This is a genomic window from Photorhabdus kleinii (genome assembly GCF_025384885.1).
Lineage (GTDB): Bacteria > Pseudomonadota > Gammaproteobacteria > Enterobacterales > Enterobacteriaceae > Photorhabdus > Photorhabdus kayaii.
On sequence record NZ_JAJAFY010000064.1, the window covers coordinates 1 to 21,527 of the forward strand.

At 48.1% G+C, this 21,527-nt stretch carries 12 protein-coding genes and 3 pseudogenes; 14 read left to right on the forward strand and 1 reads right to left on the reverse strand.

Features of this window, described 5'->3' with window-relative positions:
* From LG003_RS20725 to LG003_RS20740, 4 genes are all read left to right on the forward strand, one after another.
* Positions 1–555: helix-turn-helix transcriptional regulator (locus LG003_RS20725; protein WP_262981539.1), on the forward strand; the 555-nt coding region annotated here is incomplete at its 5' end.
* A gap of 27 nt (positions 556–582) precedes the next feature.
* A complete protein-coding gene (locus LG003_RS20730; RefSeq protein WP_262981540.1) occupies positions 583–1,584 on the forward strand; it encodes a LacI family DNA-binding transcriptional regulator in 1,002 nt (333 codons plus the stop codon).
* 158 nt (positions 1,585–1,742) lie between these two features.
* Positions 1,743–3,197 carry a Na+/H+ antiporter NhaC gene (nhaC, locus tag LG003_RS20735; protein ID WP_262981541.1) on the forward strand — a complete coding sequence of 485 codons (1,455 nt, stop codon included), beginning with the start codon at positions 1,743–1,745 and terminating at the stop codon, positions 3,195–3,197.
* Positions 3,184–4,362 carry a MalY/PatB family protein gene (locus LG003_RS20740; protein WP_262981542.1) on the forward strand — a complete coding sequence of 393 codons (1,179 nt, stop codon included), beginning with the start codon at positions 3,184–3,186 and terminating at the stop codon, positions 4,360–4,362. Before nhaC ends, LG003_RS20740 begins: the two co-directional genes overlap by 14 nt.
* Before the next feature lie 278 nt (positions 4,363–4,640).
* On the opposite strand, the gene LG003_RS20745 is transcribed toward LG003_RS20740, so the two are convergent.
* Complete coding sequence (locus tag LG003_RS20745) at positions 4,641–4,850, reverse strand: helix-turn-helix domain-containing protein (protein ID WP_112879779.1); 210 nt, start codon at positions 4,848–4,850, stop codon at positions 4,641–4,643.
* Between the two features lie 321 nt (positions 4,851–5,171).
* On the opposite strand from LG003_RS20745, the gene LG003_RS20750 reads away from it, so the two are divergent.
* The 10 genes and pseudogenes from LG003_RS20750 to LG003_RS20795 all read left to right on the forward strand — a co-directional run.
* Positions 5,172–5,753: a helix-turn-helix domain-containing protein gene (locus LG003_RS20750; protein ID WP_158537816.1), complete on the forward strand. Its 582-nt coding sequence runs from the start codon at positions 5,172–5,174 to the stop codon at positions 5,751–5,753.
* A 353-nt stretch (positions 5,754–6,106) separates the two neighbouring features.
* Positions 6,107–6,799, forward strand: coding sequence for a PAS domain-containing protein (locus LG003_RS20755; RefSeq protein WP_112879777.1), 693 nt, complete (start codon positions 6,107–6,109; stop codon positions 6,797–6,799).
* A 53-nt stretch (positions 6,800–6,852) separates the two neighbouring features.
* On the forward strand, positions 6,853–7,533 hold the full coding sequence (locus LG003_RS20760) for a helix-turn-helix transcriptional regulator (RefSeq protein WP_112879776.1): 681 nt from the start codon (positions 6,853–6,855) through the stop codon (positions 7,531–7,533).
* A 792-nt stretch (positions 7,534–8,325) separates the two neighbouring features.
* Positions 8,326–9,990: a ShlB/FhaC/HecB family hemolysin secretion/activation protein gene (locus LG003_RS20765; RefSeq protein ID WP_262981543.1), complete on the forward strand. Its 1,665-nt coding sequence runs from the start codon at positions 8,326–8,328 to the stop codon at positions 9,988–9,990.
* Between the two features lie 48 nt (positions 9,991–10,038).
* A pseudogene (locus LG003_RS20770) lies at positions 10,039–18,273 on the forward strand (hemagglutinin repeat-containing protein); the annotation flags it as partial.
* Between the two features lie 513 nt (positions 18,274–18,786).
* A pseudogene (locus tag LG003_RS23570) lies at positions 18,787–19,065 on the forward strand (TNT domain-containing protein); the annotation flags it as partial.
* Entirely contained in the window at positions 19,049–19,462 is a 414-nt protein-coding gene (locus LG003_RS20780) for an immunity 63 family protein (protein ID WP_262981544.1), read from the forward strand. The pseudogene LG003_RS23570 and the gene LG003_RS20780, both read left to right, overlap by 17 nt.
* 43 nt (positions 19,463–19,505) lie before the next feature.
* Positions 19,506–20,459, forward strand: coding sequence for a hypothetical protein (locus tag LG003_RS20785; RefSeq protein WP_262981545.1), 954 nt, complete (start codon positions 19,506–19,508; stop codon positions 20,457–20,459).
* 7 nt (positions 20,460–20,466) lie between these two features.
* Complete coding sequence (locus LG003_RS20790) at positions 20,467–20,943, forward strand: hypothetical protein (protein WP_132348381.1); 477 nt, start codon at positions 20,467–20,469, stop codon at positions 20,941–20,943.
* Positions 20,944–21,310: 367 nt separating this feature from the next.
* A pseudogene (locus tag LG003_RS20795) lies at positions 21,311–21,527 on the forward strand (hypothetical protein); the annotation flags it as partial.

Consider the following 21,527-nt stretch of genomic DNA (forward strand, 5'->3'; position numbering starts at 1 on the left):
TTACCTAAACACTTTGATGTCACGGGATATACTGCTAAAGAATTACCTACACCGTTTAATCGGCTTGCTTCCCTTTTTGAAGAACATGACCGTATGGTTTTACAGACTATGCAACGTGTATCATCTATTGGGGCTCATCTTCAAAGCGATAGCCAACAACTTAAGCCCTATTTTTGTGAAAAATACCCGTTAATGGGTGAAAACGATCAATGTATTGGAATAATTTGTCATATTAGAGAAATAAATCATTTTTCAGTACATCATTATATTAGAAATGATACAACTATGTCTGTTAAACTTAGACCCCCTAATAGTATATTGACAGCACAAGAATGGATAGTAATCTTTTTATTCTGCCGTGGTATCAGTAATCGAGGTATTGCTAATGAAATGAAAATTTCATGTCGTACTGTGGAAAAGCATTTGCAAATTATCTATGAGAAATTATTAATTGAATCACCTATTGAATTGAAACTATTTTGCGAAAAAAATAATTATGATCTCTATATTCCACCAAAATACTTTAAACCCATGAACCATTTTTTGTTGGATTAAATTTTATATAACTGCGGGGGAGAGAGCATGACCACCATGAAAGACGTAGCATATCAAGCTGGAGTATCCGTAGCCACTGTAAGCCGCGTCATCAACAACACGGCTTATGTCGAACCGGGTACTCGTGAGCGTGTAGAAAAAGCTATGCGTGAACTCAATTATCATCGTAATTTTGCGGCACTTGCACTAGCAAAACGATGTGGGAATATGTTGGGTTTACTCACTGGCAATCTGGCTGATCCTTTTTTTTCCCTTTTAGCTCGCGGGGTTGAAAAAATTGCCAGGCAGGAAGAGGTAAAGTTGATGGTTTGTAGTGGCGGACATCAAGCTGAACTCGAAAAATCTGCCTTAGATTTTTTGATTAACCAGGGATGCGAAGCAATAGTCGCGCATGTTAGCAGAATGAGTGATATAGATGTATTACGTTATGCAGCCCATACACCAGGATTGGTGATTATCAATCGATATTTTCCTGCCATTGCTAACCGGTGTATCTGGTTGGATAATGTCAGTGCTTCTCAGGCTGCTACCCACTATCTTATTCAAAACGGTCATCGAAAAATTGCTTGTGTCACAGCAGATCTACCAATTGATGACAGAAGGCTACGTTTGGAGGGATATTATGCAGCAATGGCTAATGCGGGTATCATAGTCTCTGGCGATTGGATTATTAGCGTGCCATTCAACGAAAAAGGTGGAGAACTGGCAGCAGAAAAGCTCTTAGACAGTGGCATCGGTTTTACCGCGGTAGTAACATTCAATGATGTTATGGCTGCCGGGATGATGCGATCCCTACATCAACGGAAAATCAAATTACCGGAGCAATTGTCGATCGTTGGGTTTGATGATATTGTCCCGGCCCGATATCTCTATCCCTCCTTAACTACCGTGCGCAATCCAATAGAACGAATGGCTCAGCGGGCGGCTAATCTGGCATTGCAACTCAACGCCGGAAAAGAAATAACGCCACAAATGAATATGTTCTCAGCCGAACTTGTCATCAGAGATTCCGTTTTTGTAATCAAGTAGTAAAAAGTGTCGCACATAAGTGTAAAAGCGATATACAGATCACATTTCATATCTCATGAAACCAATTACATGAACAAGTAATCTCTGTCACATCTCATTCAAAATAAATTCATTATTCTATTCTGTTTCAACAACTCATCTGAAACTGGAGTTTTAATATGGATGACAAGAAAAAGCTTAATCTGGGACTTGCTATACTGCCAATTGCAGCAATGCTTTTACTGTTGGTTATTGGGTATGGTCAACTGAATTTACGTATCGAATCCCTATTACTGATATCAGCAGGAATAGCAGCGACTTTAGCGTATTGGCAAGGCTATCGCTGGAATGACATTATTGATGCTATTGTGGCAAAGCTGGCTAAAGCGATGCCGGTGATCATGATCCTGATTTGCGTAGGCGGGTTAATTGGGACCTGGATGTTCAGCGGAACCATACCTTACATGATGTATTGGGGGTTAAAGCTGATTAGCCCTCAATACATACTTATTGCGGCTTTTTTTATCACGAGCGTTATCTCAGTTTGTACCGGTACGTCATGGGGATCAGCAGGAACAGTGGGGGTTGCCCTCATGGGAGTCGCCGCTGGTCTTGATGTATCTTTGGCTGCGGCAGCCGGGGCGGTTGTTTCAGGCGCGTATTTCGGCGATAAAATTTCACCGTTATCTGACTCAACTAACTTCGCCGCCATCGTTGCCGATACGGATCTTTACAGTCATGTTCAACATTTGATGTATACCACTATTCCCGGCTTTGTTTTAGCCGCTACTGTTTATTTTATTGCGGGCCATACAAGCTTAACGGGTAATGTGGCAACACCGGAAAAAGTCACAGAAATCGTGCAATCTCTTGAAAGCCTGTATCACTTCAATTTATTGCTGATTTTGCCACCGATACTGGTTTTGTGGGGAGCAATAACCAAACGTCCGGTGATACCCGTCATGCTAGCTGCTTGTGTATTAGCAATTGTGCTTGGCATAGGTCTCCAGGGGCTCACCCTTAAACAGGGCCTTAATGCGTTGATAGAGGGTTTCAATCTTTCGATGTTCTCTGACCAGGGACGCAACATCACTGGAGTCGTTAGCGATGTGCCCCGTCTGCTCAATCGCGGTGGTATGTTCTCGATGATGAGTACCATTCTGCTTGTATTTTGTGCATTCGCATTCGCCGGCGCTTTAGCACTCACTGGCGCCTTGACCATCATCATTAACCGGCTTCTACACGTTGTTCACACAACCGGGCAACTTATCGCTGCAACCTTGGCAACAACTATTCTGGTAACGGGCGCAACTTGCGACGGAAAGCTGGCTCTCCTCATTCCGGCGGAGCTGTTCAAAGACGCTTATCGTCGCATGGGACTGGATAATAAAAATCTGTCACGGACCATAGAAGATGGCTGTACCGTCATAGAACCGTTGATCCCCTGGACTTCTGCCGGTATTTTCATGGCGACGACACTGGGTGTCAGTACGCTTGAACTGCTACCTTGGGCAATCCAGTGCTATGCTGCCATCTTTTTGGCTCTCATTTATGGCTTTACTGGTTTCGGTATCGCAAAAATCACGCCGGAAAACTCCCTGAATAAAAAGGAAACCCAACGTGAAATTGCCTGATTTCAGCCAGATAATCGATCGTCACAATACAGGCTCTGTTAAGTGGGACTTTTTAAATCGTTACTTGCCCTTAAATAAGACTGACCTGCTGCCAATGTGGGTGTCTGATTTCGATTTTCAATGCCCGGAAGAAGTCTTGCAAACCCTTTACTCCCGAATTGACCACGGTATTTTTGGTTATAGCGAACGCGACGATCACTATTACCAGGCGGCCATAGACTGGTTTTCAAGGCGCCATAAACTGACCTTATACCGCGACTGGTTTACATCAATAGAAGGTGTCGTACCCGGATTGGCTTTACTGATACAAATGCTCAGTAAACCGGGGGAAGGGGTCATTGTACAAGGGCCCTATTATGCTTCATTCGCCAAAATTATTACTATGAATGGCAGGATGATGATTGAAAACCCGCTTCTTGAAAGTCAAGAAGGTTACAAAATTGACTATGATCATCTGGAACGCATGTTGAAGCATCACAAACCGCCTCTGCTATTGTTATGTAACCCACATAACCCTACTGGCCGATGTTGGGATAGTGACGAACTGCTCCAGTTATTAATACTTTGCAAAAGGTACGGTACGACGGTAATTTCCGATGAAATTTGGGCTGATTTAATTTTGCCTTGGGGAAAATTCACCTCAATACTGCATCTGGGGAGTGAATGGCATAGCAATGTCATTGCCGCCACCTCAACAAGTAAGGCATTTGGACTTTCATCACTCCGTATATCAAATTTTCTCATTCCAAATCACGAATTTCGATGTGCCTTTATTGACCGGTTGAATGCGCATGGACTGGATGTATTCAACGCGCTATCTATGGCTGCGGCTACCGCAGCATATCAATATGGGGATGTATGGCTTGATGAACTACAGCATTATCTGGCGGAAAACCGTCGCTGGTTCGAGCAGGCTTTAATGTCTGCCGTTCCGTGGTGCCGAATGACCAAAGCGGAAGGGACATATCTGGCCTGGCTGGATTGTCGCGATTTCGGTTTGGATGATGCTGCTTTGCAGCAGGTCTTACTACAAAAAGCCAAACTAGTCGTTTCAATGGGGGGGAGTTTTGGCGATAAGGGGAAAGGGTTTATCAGAGTAAACTTAGGTTGTCCCCGTGAATACCTTGAAAAGGCCATCGCCAGTTTGGTTCAGTTGACACTGTAGAATAAAAGGGATTCTGCGAAGTTAGCAAAAGTATAGAGAGGAATGTCAACACAATATAAAAATGAACCATTAATACAGAAAAAACTCACTATGACAAGCATCCTGAATTGGTCTGATTATATATTTTAACTAAAAAATGATAACAAAACAGGGCGTTAATAGCCCTGTTTTCATTCTATTATCATACCTGAAGCTTTCCACAAGAAAAATTTCAGGTAATGAGTTTCCTTTCATTGATTTTCATATGAGAAGTTCATGTGAATTTTGGAAATGACAACTCATTTAGAGTATCTGCTCGGCCATATTTCGTATGGCTCACAATCTAAAGCGGTAGCAATGAGGCGTTCGCCCTTAGGCCAGCTACGATGCAGAGCATTACTTAAGGTGGATGCGGCAAGCCCCGCTTCTCTTGAAACAGCAGATAATGTCGTTCCCCGTTTTTTGAGGCCCGCAATAATATCCGCTGGGTGCCAGTCGATTTTTACAATCATTCCTTTTTTCTCTCCTCAGTATTAGTTATTCAAGGTGCTATATTCATACTCTCTTTAGATTGATATTTTTATGTTGTTACAGCTTTTTCCCTGAGTCCGCACTGGAGCGGAATGCTAAAAAATGGCTGTACTAAGACATTAAACCCCGCCAAGTACAGCCAAATATTCCCCAAATAGGAAAATGTTATGTCTAACGGCAAAAAGGGCATAAATAAACTTCAATTGTTCAAAAGTGAACGTTGAATGTTCAGAAATGTTCTTTTGCGAATACTAAAATGTTCAAAAAGTTTAGTTATTTTTGGAAGCGTTGGAATACGTATGAAATACTTTAACGAACGTCTTAAAGAAGCGCTTGAGTTACGGGGAATGACACCAACAAATCTGGCTCACCGAATCGGTGTGCAAGGGGGTTATATTTCAAAACTGCTTTCGGGGCAAATCAGCAACACCAAGCACATAGGCGCAATCAGTGAATGCCTTAATGTCAATATTGGATGGCTTAAAAGTGGAGATGGGCTGCCTGTCGTCGGAACTGAGACACATTATGTCGATATTCCACTTTATACGTCAATTAATGAATATAGTAAAAAAAATTATATGAAAATGGCTCGCATTCCATATTTATGTGTAGATAAAGATGATTATCTATTTGCAATATCACTATCTCAAAATGACTTATTTGAGGAAGGGGTAACTATGGTTGTTAATAAGCATGGAAAAGGAAACGGTTTTTTTCTTATTGAAGATAATAAAGAGTTATTCATCTCATCTCGATTTGACAACATTAATAGCCTCAATTGGGTGCATAATACAAATAAAAAATCTGTAGTAATCAATACAGCCAAAATTTTAGGAAAGATCGTGGCATTTTACGAACAACCTTATTCAATTCATGTGTAGAAGAGAAGCGTCTAAATGTTCACGCCAGGTTCCGATTCAATACCAAATTTAAAAGTCTTTATGTAACATATAGCAACATAATATCTCATATCTTTATAAGACAATCCATCTTAACAGATTGCGATGTTATGTGCGTGCAATTTTTAACTGGCAAAATAAATCACTTAAATTATTTTCAATAAAAATAATATTTTCCTTATATTACTTGGTGTTTATAATACCATCATAAAATTAATAAAAATACAGTCTTTAACTGGATAATTGTTATACTATATTATAGAGTTAAGTTATTTTGTGTATCATCAAAAAACAATCCGTTCAGATAATGGCTTAATAATAACTAAGGAGTTACTGTGTCAAATAGGAAAAATAAACCGGATAATATCACTCCACAACTAATTTACATGTGGGAAAGAAGTAATGAACCGTGGGGCGCTAAAGATCGCCAATCAAAATTTATGTATGCCAATCCTGCTTTTCACCAGTTGCTCAATTTGCCTGAAGATTTCGATATTGCAGGACTTTCAACGGACGAATTACCCTCACCGATTGCAGAATATGCAGAAGAGTATCGCCGTCAGGATCAAAAAGCTATGCAAACGATGAAAACCGTCACTTCACTTGAAACCCACCTGTTTGGGGAAAATGAAGTCAAACAAACTTACCGCTGTAGCAAATCCCCACTTTGTGATGAAAATGGTCACTGCATTGGCATTATATTTCACATGTCTAAAGCACAAAACTTTTCTACTGCTTATTACTATGAAAAGAAACTTCCGGCAACGCTGGAATTCACCGCCCCTAATGACATACTGACGCAATCTGAATGGGAAGTTCTCTTTCTCACTCTGCGCTCATTAGATGAAGATAAAATCAGTGAAGAACTAATGATAAGTGCCGAAGATGTAGTTAATCATATTCAATCAATTTACCAAAAATTCAATTTGCCACTACACGCAGAATTAAAAGATTTCTGTAAAGAACATAAACTCGATCTTTATATTCCAGCAAGATTTGTCACTATCGGTAGTATAGAGTTAAGTTGATTATAAAATATCAAGAATCTAACTTTAAGCCTGGATAAAAAAGGAGTGATAACATGAATAATAAACTAATTATCTCGCCTCAAATCATTAACACAATGAAGCAAAGTAATGAGCCTTGGGGAATAAAGGATAAGAACTCATGCTTTATTTATGGCAATCTGGCACTTAAACGTCTTGAAAATCTTCCAGATTCATTTGATTACGAAGGGCGGTATGATTATGAACTTCCTTGGGATGGCGCTGAGTTTGCAAAAGAATTCGTTCTTCATGATCAAAGTGCAATGAAGAGCGAAACAACAGTATGTTCGCTTGAAACACATATGTATGGGAGCGATAAATTCTTATCATCTCATTTTTGTGAAAAATACCCATTATATAATGATGAAAACGAATGTGTCGGAGTCATTTTCCACGGATGGGAAGCTCAGGATTTCTCATTAACCCGTTTATTTTATGGAAAACTCCCCGCTTCTATTATATTTCAACCACCGACTCATTTATTTACTCCACGGGAATGGGATGTCATTTTTCTTTCTTTACATAAGTATACCAGTAAACAAATTGGTCGGATATTAAACATTTCTTATCGTACTGTTGAACATTATATAGCAAAAATATATAGGAAGGTTGGTGTTAGGTCTGCTCAGCAATTGGAAGAATACTGTCGCTCCAACGATTATGATCTTTATGTACCAGAAAGATTTTTACATCCTGAAAGCAGCGTTTTGGTTTGAATCTCAAATCTTAATGATGTTCAACGAACTGAATTATCGTTATATGCTCCATTTATCGGGAAAAGAGAGCATGATTTATTACAGATTCCTTTACTGCCCGTTTTAAGGAAGAAACGGGGGTAAATATCCTTCTCCAAGGTATTGGCTTTCAGGTCATTTCTACAACAATTTTGCACAATGCACTCAAGGAGCAGCCACCCATTTTATTATTAAGCCGCTGTCTGGTTCTTTATGGCAGAACATAACACATCAAATAGTGACTCAGCGCTTTTTTTGCGTATTTTCATGAATGGAGATCGCTCAATAATTCCCTGTGTCAACATAGTTAGGATTCATGATTTTTGCCAATCTGTGAATTCATTACGAACACCTGTTGCCGATGGTTATCTCCCAATCCGAAATGGTATAGCGTCAGTTCTCATCATCTAACCTCATCAGAAAAGATAATACTGCATCACCAATTTACGACAAGCATCACTTTTCCAGTGATTTAATCCTGAAACAAAACATCATAAATGTGATGTATATCACATAATTAACACAAAAAATGAAATTAATTTGAAATTATTAGTATTGGTTATTAAATGATTAATATTAATCTATTTTTTATACAATGTTGTCACAAAATAATCACATTGGCCTGTTTTTTGCTTTTCAATATAACCCCTTGTTTTTGCTGATAACTTAACCAATCCCTTATTTTAGATGCCCGGTTGATCATCAATCCTAAATATTGATCGCTAAGTTAAATTCGTGGTTAATACCGCTCTGGCATTGTGGAATAGAAAGTCAATGAAAAGCAGTATTTTAGTGTTTGCGGTTTTTTATAGCGTGGTTTCAGGCAGTCAGGCTGCCGACCTCTCAGCACAACAACTCATTCATCAACAGGCACGTCAGCAAGCCCTGGAGGCGCAATTAACGCCACCCCCTGCGGAGGTTCATCTGTCTGTCCCCGAACAGGCGGTGTCATCCGCCTTTCCGCTGGAAACGCCGTGTTTTCCGATCACCCGCGTCGTGTTGGCAGGCACTGAAAATTTCCCGCACTGGTTGCCGTTCAGGCGTGTCGCCCAACAGGGCGAAAACCATTGCCTCGGCGCTCAGGGCATTAACCGACTGATGACCCAATTGCAAGATCAGCTCATTAATCACGGCTATGTCACCAGCCGGGTTCTGGTTCCTCGTCAGGATCTGCATACCCAAACGCTAAAACTGGTGATGATACCGGGCAACATCCGGCATATCCGCTATACCCCTGACAGCGGAAAATATATCCAGCGGATAACGCCATTCCCTGCGCGTGAAGGCAAGCTGCTGGATTTACGGGACATTGAGCAGGGACTGGAAAACTTGCAACGCTTCCCGACCGTTCAGGCGGAGATGAACATTGTCCCGGCAGCGCAACCGGGGGAGAGTGATATTGTGCTGGACTGGCGTCAGTCACGGCACTGGCGAGTCGCCACGTATCTGGATGATACCGGCGCCAAAAGCACCGGCCGTTATCAGGGTGGATTCACCTTCTTTCTGGATAACCCCCTGGCGCTAAGCGACCTGTTCTATCTCTCCGGTGGGCGCGATATTCACGCGTCTGCCGGGAAGGGCAGCCAAAACGACACGCTCTATTACTCGCTGCCCTTCGGCTACTGGATGGCGAGCGTGACGGCCTGTCATTACGATTATATGCAGACCATCGCCGGGCTGAATCAGGCGATCCAATACCGGGGCAAAAGCCAAAACCTGGCGGTCCAGCTCAGCCGGGTGCTGCACCGTAATGCTGACCAGAAAACCCTGCTCAACAGTGAAATTTATCGCCGGGCGTCCCGCAATTTTATTGATAACACTGAAATCGATGTTCAGCGCCGGGAAACCGCAGGCTGGAAGCTGGGGCTGTCTCATCATCACACTATCGGCAACGCCACTCTCGATACCAAAGTCACTTATCAACAGGGCATGCGCTGGTTTGGCGCACAACCGGCACCGGAAGAGTACCGCAATGAGGGGACGGCTTTACCCAAAATCACCCAGTTCTCGGCGACGCTGGCCGGGCCGGTAACGCTGTTTGCTCAGCCCTTTTTTTATCAAACCCAATACTTACGTCAGATAAGCGCCAGCCCATTGACGCCCCAGGATCGCTTTTCGATTGGCGGCCGCTGGACGGTACGCGGCTTTGATGGCGAGTTGACCTTATCCGCTGATCGGGGTTGGTACAGCCGGAACGAACTGGACTGGCAAACCCCGCTACGCGGGCAATCGCTGTATCTGGGGATCGATTATGGCGAAGTGGGCGGACGGGGCAGTGACGCGCTGCTTGGAAAACACCTGGCGGGGAGTGCTCTGGGCTGGCGAGGCAGCCTGAAAGGGGTGAGCTACGACCTGTTTGTCGGCGTCCCGCTGTCCAAACCCGCCGGTTTCCAAACTTCCCCGGTCACGGCCGGATTCAACCTGTATTGGCAGTATTAATTCAAATAGCAAAACTGCCAGTGGGTAGTGTTGTGTGGAGCAAAAATCATGAACACGCAGTTATATCGTATTATCTTTAATCAGGCCCGTCAGATGTGGATGGTGGTGGCCGAGATAGTGTGTGCCGGGCGCGGACGAACGGGACGCCGCGCTCGTCGGCCATCTCTGCCGTCGTGTCGTTGCCGGTTCACAGCGTTACGATTCAGTCTCTTGTTAGCGCTGGGCGGGATTTCACTCACGGCACAGGCGGCGATTGTAGCCGATGGACAGGCGCCGGGACGTCAGCAGCCGACCATCATTCGCAGCGCCAACGGCACGCCGCAGGTCAATATCCAGACGCCCGGCGCCGACGGCGTTTCCCACAACAGCTACCGCCAGTTTGATGTGGATAAACAAGGGGTTATCCTCAATAACAGCCATCAGGCCACGCAGACCCAACTGGGCGGCATGGTGGCCGGTAATCCGTGGTTAGCCAAAGGGGACGCCAGCGTTATCCTCAACGAAGTCAACAGCCACAACCGCAGTCACCTCAACGGCTGGATTGAAGTGGCCGGGCATAAAGCCGAGGTGATTATTGCCAACCCGGCCGGTATCACCTGTAACGGTTGCGGTTTTATTAACGCGCATCGTACCACGCTCACCACCGGGCAAGCCCTGATGGAACGGGGTCGGTTGAAAGGGTTTGATGTCAATCAGGGGGAAGTACGGATTGACGGGCACGGCATGGACAGCACACAGCAAAGTTACACCGATATTATCGCCCGTTCGGTGGCGATTAACGCCAAATTACATGCGCAAGACCTGAAAGTGACCACCGGGCGCAATATTGTGGATGTGGCGCATCAACAGATTGAGAAAAAATCGGCAGACAATGAGAAGCCCCCGGAGTTTGCGTTGGATGTGGCGGCGCTGGGCGGCATGTATGCCCATAAAATTAGGTTGATAGGCACCGAAGCGGGAGTGGGTGTGCATAATGCCGGCAATATCGGGGCCTCAGCCGGGGACGTGCATATTACCGCCGATGGCTGGATAGAAAACCGCGGCGCCATCAGCAGCCGTGACGGGCTGCAATTAACGTCGTCTGCCGATGTCACTAACGCGGGCAAATTGTTGTCACAATCATCGGTGAATTTACAGGCGGGCGGCGCGTTAAAGAATCAGGGCCGGGTAGAGGCCCGCAGCGATACCACCGTTACCGCAGGTACGATACACAGCAGCCATGACAGCGTCTGGGCCGCCGGACTGGATGATAAGGGCAACACCACCCGCCCCGGTTCACTGACCCTGACCGCGCAACACGTTCAGGCCAATGGCAAAAATCTGGCGACCGACACGCTGGCGATCCACAGTCAACAGATTGACCTGAGCGACAGCCAGACCGCCGCCGGTCAGATTCAACTGACGGCCAGTCAATCGGGGATAAGTATCGCTCGCGCCACCGTCAACGCCGAGCGTTTTAGCGCGAAAACCCCCGGCCAGTTTAATAACGACGGCGGCCAGTTAGTGGCGCGGGAAATCCACCTCACGACGCCGGATATCTCTAACCAGCAGGGGAAAATTAATCAAACTGGTACCGGTGAATGGCGGCTGAATACTCACACCCTGAATAACGGTGGCGGGACCCTGTTCAGTCAGGGCAAACAGCTCACGATTACCACGGACACACTGAACAACCAGCAGGGCAACATTGCCAGTCAGGGCGAGGACCTGCATCTCACTGCGCGTCAGGCAGATAACACTCAGGGCACAGTGCAACTGGCAGGCAACGGCAAACTGTCACTCAACAGCCAACGCTGGCTGGGTGATAAGGGCAAACTGCTCACCAATGGCGCCCTGACAATACAGGCCGATGAACTGCAACTGAACCACGCCGAGACGCAGGCCGGGCAGATTACCCTCAATGCGGACACCCTGAGCCATCAAAACGGGCTGATGCAACAACGCGGCAAAGATACGCTGTCTCTGACGGTGAACACCCTGAATAATCAGAACGGCGCCATTGCCGGTAACGGCAACCTGAACCTTAAGGCAACCACGGTCGATAATCGTCACGGCAACCTCGTAGCCGCCGACAAGGGCTCGCTGACACTGACGGTCAAAGACACGCTGGACAATCAGGCGGGCCGACTGGAAGCGAGCAATGCGCTCCAGCTCAGCGCTGCCCAACTGAATAATCGCCGGGGTAGCCTTGTTGCCGCTGGGGACAGCGCCACGCTGACCATTGGCAAAGCCATTCAGAATGCCCACGGTCATCTTGAAGCTAAAACCCGACTGACTACGACCAGCCAGACACTGGATAACACGCAGGGGGTGTTGCTGGCGCAGCATATCAACAGCCAGACCTCCGGCCATCCCTTCACCAATACCGCGGGACAAGTGATAGCCGGGGACACCCTGACGGTCAACAGTGGTGAACTGGATAATACGGCGGGGCTGTTACAATCCGGCCGGGAGATGGCCGTTGATACCCACGGGCATAAGCTCACCAATACCCGCCATACCGACCAAAAAGGAGGCCGGTTGTTAAGCGGCGGGCAGTTAACCCTGCGTACCGGCGCCATCAATAACACCGGCGGCATGATAGCCGCGGACGGCAAAACCGCGCTAACCAGCACCGCGCTCAATAATACTCAGGGACAGATAGCCGGGAATGGCGGGCTGGACATTCACAGTCAGCAACTCACTAACCGCAACGGGACCTTACAATCCGCAGACGCCCTGAATTTGGATACCGACGGGCAGTTACTGGATAACCAGCAGGGCCAGATTCTTGGCGAGGGCAAGACCACCGTCACCAGCGGCCCGCTGGATAATCGCCACGGTCATCTGCAAGGCGGCCAGTTGGTTATCGACACCCGACAGGCGCAAACCGATAACCGGGACGGCAAATTGTTGTCGGCCGGTACATTCAACCTGAAAACCCAGCGGCTCGATAATCGACACGGGCAGGTACAAGCCGTGGGCGACACCACTCTTAATGTTGAAGCCCAAACCGATAACACCGGCGGCCTTATCCGTGGCGGCGCACAACTGACCCTGAATACCGCTCACCTGATTAACCGCGACACGGCGCAGACGGATAAAGGACTGGAAGCGCAAAACCTGACGGTCAACGCCCAACAGGTGGACAACAGTCAGGGCGCTTTACGGGCGGCCGACCGCCTGCAAGCGAATATCAGCCAGACCTTGAATAATATCCAGGGGCTGGCCTCCGCAGGCAAACAGCTCACCATCAACAGCGAAACTCAGCAACCACATTTAAGGATTAACAACCAACAGGGCACCTTAATTGCCGGGAAACAGGTGGATATTAACGCCGAAGCTCTCAGCGGTGACGGCCAACTGTTATCGCAGGGCGATATGGTGGTCACTTTAACCGAGGATTTTCACCATACCGGCAACACCGCGGCCAATGGCAATCTGACCCTGAAAACCACCGGCAATATTCTCAATGACCGCCAGATAAAAGCCGGTCGGGCGCTGCATCTTGATGCGCACAATCTGACCAACAGCGCTGCCGGTGAAATCAGCGCCGGGCAAACGCAAATCAAGGTTCACGATACGCTGAACAATACCGGACTGATTGACGGCGGTTTGACCCATCTCACGGCTAACACCCTGAACAATACCGGCACCGGGCGCATTTACGGCGACCGACTCGCCCTCCAGACGGGCACGCTGAATAACAGCGCACAGGACGGCAAAGCCGCCGTGATTGCCGCCCGTGACCGGCTGGATATCGGCGCCGGGATACTCAACAACCAGCATCATGCCCAGATTTACAGCGTGGGCGATATGCGCATTGGCGGCCGGTTGGACAACAGCCTGACGGCGACGGGTCAAGCGCGTGAGCTCAATAACCACGCGGCGACAATTGAGGCCGGGAACAACCTGAACATTCAGGCCGACCGGATTAACAACACCAACGCCGGTCTGGTGACGCAGGTCGTCGAAACGGAAAAATCGCCGCATCACGATGCGGTATTGAGCGGCCGGACCACCCGCTATGACTGGTCGCAAGTGGACACCTCCCGCCACAATAAACACGGCGTGCACGATGCCATCATGCCGGACGGCAGCCGCAGTAATAACTTTTACGAATATCAGTACACCCGGACCGTTAATGAAACTCAGGTTAAACAGAGTGACCCGGGTAAAATTCTGGCGGGCGGCCATATCACGCTCAACAGCGCGCAGGTCACCAATCACGACAGCCAGATTGTCGCCGGCGGCGCGTTAGGCGGGGAAATCGGTGAGCTGCATAATATCGCCACTCAGGGCGAACGTATCACCACCGATAAAGGTCGCCAGACCCACTGGTATGCTAAAAAAACCAAACGCTGGCACCGGTTCAGCACCAAAACCTCGCAGGGGAAAAGCCGCAGCAATTATGCGCCCGCGCCGGTGACAGAAACGATTGACCTGAAAACGCTGGCCTGGCAGGCCCACACCCGGCCACAGAACACCGATATCACGATTACAGACCGACAGACCGGCCAGATTCACGCTGCTCCCACAGCGGTCAAGCCGGTGACGGGCATCAACGACCAGCCGCTGGTCTTGCCCCCCGGTCAGCCGTTTGAACTGTCTCTGCCCCCGGAAACGGTGAAAGGGCAAACAATCGACCCGGTGATACGTGTAGTGACCCCCAATACCCGCCTGCCGGATAACAGCCTGTATACGGTGCAGCCAGGCAGCGACAGCCACTACTTGGTCGAGACCGACCCGAAATTTATCCAATACAAACAGTGGCTGGGCTCGGACTATATGCGGCAACAATTAACGCATGATCCGGCGCTGGTCCACAAACGCCTGGGCGATGGATTCTATGAACAACGTTTGGTTCGGGACCAGATTACCCAACTGACCGGCCGACGCTATCTGCCGGGCTACAATAACGACGAAGCGCAGTTTAAAGCGCTGATGGATGCCGGTATCGCCTTTGGCCAACAGCAGCAGTTAACGCCAGGTGTCGCCTTGAGTCCGGCGCAGATGGCATTGCTGACTTCGGATATTATCTGGCTGACTAACCAAACGGTGACTTTGCCGGACGGCACTACTGAGGTGGTCACCGTGCCGCAGGTTTATGCGCGCGTCCGTCAGGGCGACCTGAGCAGTGATGGCGCACTCCTCGCCGGTAATGCCGTGGCCCTCAACAATCAGGGCGATATCACCAACAGCGGCACGATTAGCGGGCGTGACGTCACTCAACTGACGGCCAACAACCTGACCAACAGCGGCTTTATTCGCGGCGGCAAAGTGGATTTGACAGCCCAACAGACCCTCACCAACCGGGGCGGCCGGATTCAGGGGGATGACCGGGTAACGTTGAAAGGTCGCGATATCACCAGTGTATCAACTGTGCGCGGGGATGAGGCTAACCGCTGGCTGGACCGTCCGGCGGGCATCTATGTGCAGAACGATAAGGGCGCCTTATCGCTGAGCGCCATCAACAATGTGCAATTAACCGCCAGTGACATCAAGAACGCCGGTAAAGACGGTCGCACCGAGATAACGGCAGGCCGTAACCTGACGCTGGATACCCTAAACACGCACCGCACAGAACAGGGGAATTGGGGGAAAGATAACTATCGCCATCTGATCCAACAACAGGATATCGGCAGCCAGATAACCGGCGCCGGTGAGGTGACCCTGCAAGCCGGGCAGGATTTGACCGCCACCGCCGCCCATGTCAATGCCGGTCAACAACTGACGGCGCAGGCCGGGAATAACCTGACATTGACAACCGGTACCGCCTCATCTGACTTAGTGGAGCACAGTAAACAGACCAGCAAAGGCTGGCTGTCGAAGTCGTCGGTGGAAACCCACGATGAAGTGCATGACCGGCAGGCGCTCAGTACCACATTCAGCGGCGATAAAGTAACTTTACAGGCCGGTAAAGACCTGCATATCAGCGGCAGCAATGTGGCAGGCACGCAGGATGTCAGCCTGAACGCCGGTCATCAGCTTACCGTCGCCACCGCCGCAGAAGCGCACAATGAAACCCATTTGCGGCAGGAGAAAAAATCCGGCCTGATGGGCACCGGAGGGATTGGTTTTACCGTTGGCAAAGCCAGCCAGAAAGTCGCCACCGACAGTGACAGCCAGCTGAGTAAAGGCAGCACGGTCGGCAGCAGTCAGGGCAACGTGACTCTCAACGCGGGAGAACAACTCCGGGTTCACGGCAGTGAAGTGATTGCCGGTAAGGACCTGACGCTGACCGGTCAACAGGTCACGGTCACCAGTGCGGAAAACCGCAATAACACCACGACAAAAACCGAACAAAAACAGAGCGGCTTAACGGTGGCATTGAGTGGCGCTGCCGGGGGCGCCATCAACAGTGCGGTGCAAACGGCCCATGAAGCGCAACAGACTGCCGACCCGCGCCTGAAAGCGTTGCAAAACACCAAAGCTGCCCTCAGCGGAGTGCAAGCGACGCAGGCTGCCAGACTGGCCGAAGCTCAGGGCGGTGGCAACAGCAGCAATAACAATTTGGCCGGGGTGAGCCTGTCCTACGGTCGTCAGTCTTCCCGTTCAGAACAGCAGTCCCGTCAGACCACCCAACAGGGCAGCCATCTCACTGCCGGGGATAATCTCACGATAACGGCGCACGGTGACGATAAAGGGACATCAGGTCTGAACGGCGATATCCGCGTTCAGGGCAGCCAGTTACAGGCGGGTAAAGACCTGCAACTCAATGCCAGTCGGGATATTACGCTCTCGTCCAGCCAGAACACCGAACAGACCACCGGTAAGAACAGCAGCCACGGCAGCTCGCTGGGCGTGGGCCTGACCGCCGGACCGGGAGGCACCGGTCTGAATGTTTCGGCCAATGTCAGTCGGGGTAACGGCCGTGAAAACGGCAACGGCGTCAGCCACCATAACACCACGTTAGACGCAGGACAGACCGTCGAGCTGAACAGTGGCCGGGATACCACGCTGAAAGGGGCACAAGTCAGCGGCGAACAGATTACTGCCGACGTGAAACGTCATCTGACCCTCAGCAGCGAGCAGGACAGCCAGCGTTATGACAGCCGACAACAGAATGCCAGCGCCGGAGTCAGCGCCACCGTAGGCCCGCAATCTAACGGCACCCTGAATCTCAATGCCAGCCGCAATAAACTGCACAGCAATTACGATTCAGTACAGGAGCAGACCGGGCTGTTTGCCGGTAAAGGCGGCTATCAGGTTAACGTCGGCGACCACACCCAATTAGACGGTGCGGTGATAGCAAGTACCGCTGACAAAGCCAAAAACACCCTCAACACCGGGACACTGGGCTTCAAAGACATTCACAATAAAGCGGACTTTACTGTCGAGCAGCAAAGCGCAGGCGTCAACCTCGGCCAACCGACCACCGGTCAGGTGCTGAATAATCTGGCGGTTAATGCGCTGACGGGGGCCCATAATCAGGGCCATGACAGCAGTACCACGCATGCCGCCGTCAGTGACGGCAACCTGATTATCCGAGATAAGGACCACCAGACGCAGGATATCGCCAACTTAAGTCGTGATACCGATAATGCGGCCAATGTCCTGAGTCCGATATTTGACAAGGAAAAGGAACAACAACGGTTGAAACAGGCGCAACTGATTGGCGAACTCAGCGCCCAGATGACCGAGATAGCCGGGACGGAAGGGAAAATTATCGCCACCCAAGCGGCGAAAGCGAAACTCAATCATATCAGTGAACAGGACCAAGTTGATGCCAGAGAAAAATTGATCAACGCAGGCAATAAACACCCGACTCTGGAGGATATCAACCAACAAATTTATGACACCGCCTACACGCAGGCGCTGAATGACTCCGGCCTGGGAACCGGCGGCAAATACCAGAAAGCGTTACAGGCGGCCACGGCAGCGATTCAGGGCTTAGCGGGGAACAATCTCGGTCAGGCGCTGGCCGGTGGTGCGTCACCGTATCTGGCCGGGGTGATTAAAGAACTGACCACTGACCCGCAAACCCATCAGGTGGATATCGCCACCAATACGCTGGCCCATGCGATTTTGGGCGCGGTGGCGGCGGAAGTCAGTGGTAACAATGCTTTGGCGGGAGCAGCCGGTGCCGCGTCCGGTGAGCTGGCCGCACAGGTACTGATTAAACAGCTTTATGGCGACGGGGCCAAAGTCAGTGAGTTAACGGAGGAGCAGAAGCAAACTATCAGCACCCTTTCCACCCTGGCGGCCGGGCTGGCCGGCGGCATTGCCGGTGACTCTACCGGGAGCGCAGTTACCGGGGCCCAGGCCGGGAAGAATTCGGTGGACAATAATGCCCTTAGCATGGGAAGTTTGTTTGGTTCCGAAGGCGCTAAACATTTTGAAGGCGCGGGTTCACTGGCTCAAAAAATGGTTCAATCCGGGGCAACACCGGAAGAAATAAACGCAGCCTTAACTCACTACCTCAAAGGACAGGTCCCTGATGGTCAGGACCCGGCAAAAGGCTTGATTATTGCGTGGGGTAATTTCTTTGGTGTTCCGTTGGATGTCGTGTTATCAAATGAGCAGATGACACCACAGAAAGCGGCGGAAATTGTTGCCGGAGGGATCCCCAACAGTGAAGCGAAGCTGATACAGTTTGCGGCAGCAAAAATGTATTTGTCCTTGAGTAAATATCAAGAAGTATCATCTGGCTCGGAAAAAACATCAAGAAACTTTAATAAAGATAGTGCTATAACAGATAATGAATCGGGGGGGTATTCATCCTATGATAAATTTAGAAAATCTAATACTGAATGGAATTGGCCACCTAAATTAGGATTTGCTGAACCTCCGAAAGAAGATGTTTTAGCTGTAGGTACTAGACTGGATAGATATGGTAGTGCAAACGGCTCATTTTTATCTCCTAAAGGAGTTCCTTATGAAAATCGAGCATTGTCTCCAGGCTCTAAAGCAGGAAAATACCATGAATATGAAGTAATTAAACCACTTCCGGTACTGCAAGGTAAAATTGCGCCTGCGTTTGATCAGCCCGGAGGAGGAATTCAGATATTGCCGAATCTCCCTGAGAGAGTGAATGTTGATTGGCTTATAAAAAATGGATATGTAAAGGAAGTAAAGAATGCTAACCATAAATGAAATACAAGAAAAAGTGAGGTCTTTAGGTGCTAAGATTAATGCACCTAAATCAATATTGATAATTTATTCAGAGCCTGTTAGTGATGGTTCTGCATATATAATTATTGATAATAATCAATACCATATTATTTACTCTGAAAGGGGATATGAAATATTTAGGCAAACAACTGAGGATTCAAATGAGCTTCTATATTGGATAATGGAAAATGTAGCTAGCCAAATGGCATCTGAATATGAATTAAAAAACAGGAATGATGAAAGTAAAGATTTTCGTAGGGCTTATTTTGAAAAGGAGCTGGAAATATTAGGTGTATTAGATAAAAAGTGGGTATTAAGAGCCAAGAAAAAAATTGAAGAGATATTAGAAAGATCACCATACATAGACAATAGTGGTTGAGAATAATGCGCTAGCCTCCCGAAAACTGGGGGATTGCAGCACAATGTCACCGGAAGCGTGCGGCAAGGCCAAAGAACTGAGTCAGCGCATTCTGGATAAAGGTCTGCCTTCAGTGGAGGACATGCGCGATAAACTGGCCTCATGTCAGGATGATAGCTGCCGTAAAGGAGTCTGGACAGAGTACCGGCAGGCCAGTGATGCGACCATCAACACCCTGAAGCAGATGGCGTTGAATGGCGAGTTGAGCCGTGAAGAACTGGCCTTTATTAACCATGAGCTGGGTAAAGAACTGGCGGTATCGGGCTATCGTGCCAATGACAAGATAGGCCGTTCAGAGCAGAGCAGCTGGCTAAATGGTGGCGGTGGGCCACTCTCCGGGTTCTTCAACACGGAATTGAGGCAGAAAGAGCTGGAAAATGCCGGATTATCTAAAGCGGATGCGGCACAGTACGTTAAGGAAGAGCAACGGAATCTGATGTTGCTGGAAACCGCGGTCGGAGCTATTGGAGGAGCAGCTAGTAATAGGGGGCAGCCTAATAGTAAAACCAGCGTTGGAAAAGGAACGATAATTGATGCTAACAATGTTAAAGAAAACATTGCTTCCAGCCAAAAAGGAAATCGATCAAGTAATTTTGGACAGCATCTGGAAAAAGAGAAGCTGATAAACCCTGCGACAAATAAGATAGTCACTGAACACATTATTGTTTCTTCAGGTAAAGCTCCTAATAAGGCAGCCCCTAACTCTGTCTATGAAGTATCTAGAGCGGATGGAAGTAAAAGTATTACGTACTATGATTCTAGAGGCAGCGTATTCTCCAGAGAGGATTATGGTCAACAGAGTACTCATAAACAGATAGGGTTAGGAGCCGATGGAAGAGCTGAACCACATGAACATAAGTTTGAATACAATGATAAAGGACAACCTATAGGGAAATATTATCGCCAAATTGATAAAAATGGTAAGCCTGTTGGTAAATGGATAAGTGAGAAAAAGTAGGTGATTTATGTCGAATGATGTTCGTGGATATTTTGAATTATCAGATAAAAATATGGTTAATGAACTAATTCATATTTGTGAAAAAAAATATGATCTTGGGATCGAACAGATTTCTAGAGAGACTTTATACAATTTTCCAGAGGATTTTATTCCAAAACATGAAGAAAATTATTTTTCGTTTGTTATTGGTGATTCTCCTGGAGAGACAATCTCAAGCTATCTTATTGATTATATTGATTATGCGCCGGAGGCTGATATAGGATTTCCTGTTAATGGGAAAGAAAGATTAGATATTTTGCTATCTTTTTTAAGCGATGCTGTTGAAATTAGTAAAGTAACAAAGTTAGTGATTGCTTTGACTGATTGTAATCAAATAGAAATTACTCGTAGAATCCATGTTTCAGAGATATATGAAGTAATTCATTCGGACTTTGAGAAATATCAGTCACCACCTGATACGCTTTATGAAATCACCTGTAATTAGTTAAATCATACAAGTGACATAGATCCCAGCCCAATGAACTGCACCCCAAAAGTTGGGATCTTCTTTTTAGCCGCCAGTTGTTCAGAGCGTCGTAGGGAGGCAGTGCGGACTCTTTGCCGCCTGCACCCGCATAATTGGCTGGGTCAGGAACCGTTGTTTCTCGATACCGAAACGACGGGCTGCTGAAGCCAAATAATCCCTTGTTCTTTAACATCAATCGGGACTGCATGTACAGGCATAGTAATTCTCCTTAAAAATTGGGGCGACAACTATGCTGACACAGGGGGTTATTAGGTGATCTCGTTGGATGGTATTAGATGATCTTGATGAATGTTATTGGGTGATCTGCTTGGATGAAAATACCCATGCCAGAGAAAAGTTGGTTAACCGGGGCAATCAACACCCGACTTCGGCGGATATCAACCAACAAATTTATGACACCGCTTACACGCAGGCGCTGAATGACTCGGGCCTGGGGACCGGCGGCAAATATCAGAAAGCGTTACAGGCGGCCACGGCAGCGATTCAGGGCTTAGCGGGGAACAATCCCGGTCAGGCGCTGGCCGGCGGCGCGTCGCCGTATC